Annotated in this window: 1 pseudogene; it reads left to right on the top strand. The window is 45.1% G+C overall.

The window, feature by feature from the left end:
• A pseudogene (locus OSQ85_RS14030) lies at positions 1-406 on the top strand (hypothetical protein); the annotation flags it as partial.

Below are 406 nucleotides of genomic sequence, written 5' to 3'. Positions count from 1 at the left end.
AAGCAAAGCGGTAAGCATGATTCTCTTCTTCCTTTGAAGCGAGGGCCTAAATATGCGTCCAGAACTCCTTTAGCTTATATAGAGAACAAGGTGCTGGAGCTTCGCAGGAAAGGCTGCAACCGTTACGATATACACTTTCTGCTTTCGGAGAAGCTGAAGAAATATACCCCTTCTCCTTCTGGCATATATAATATATGTAAGCGTCACGGTTTAAACCGTCTAAAGCCTGAGCATAAGGCAAACAGGAGGCGTATCATAAAAGAGAAGGCAGGAGAGCTGGCACATATAGATACTCATACCTTGTCTAAGTGCCAGATAAAGGGAGAGACTAAGGCAAGACACCTGCTGTGCGTAGTGGATTCCTGCACCCGTATAGCATGGGTAGAGGCTATTGCTGATAAAAAGG

This window comes from Geovibrio ferrireducens (genome assembly GCF_026226615.1).
In the GTDB taxonomy this organism is placed as follows: domain Bacteria; phylum Chrysiogenota; class Deferribacteres; order Deferribacterales; family Geovibrionaceae; genus Geovibrio; species Geovibrio ferrireducens.
The sequence above is the reverse complement of the archived record's forward strand: the minus strand, read 5'-3'. Positions and strand labels throughout refer to the sequence as shown.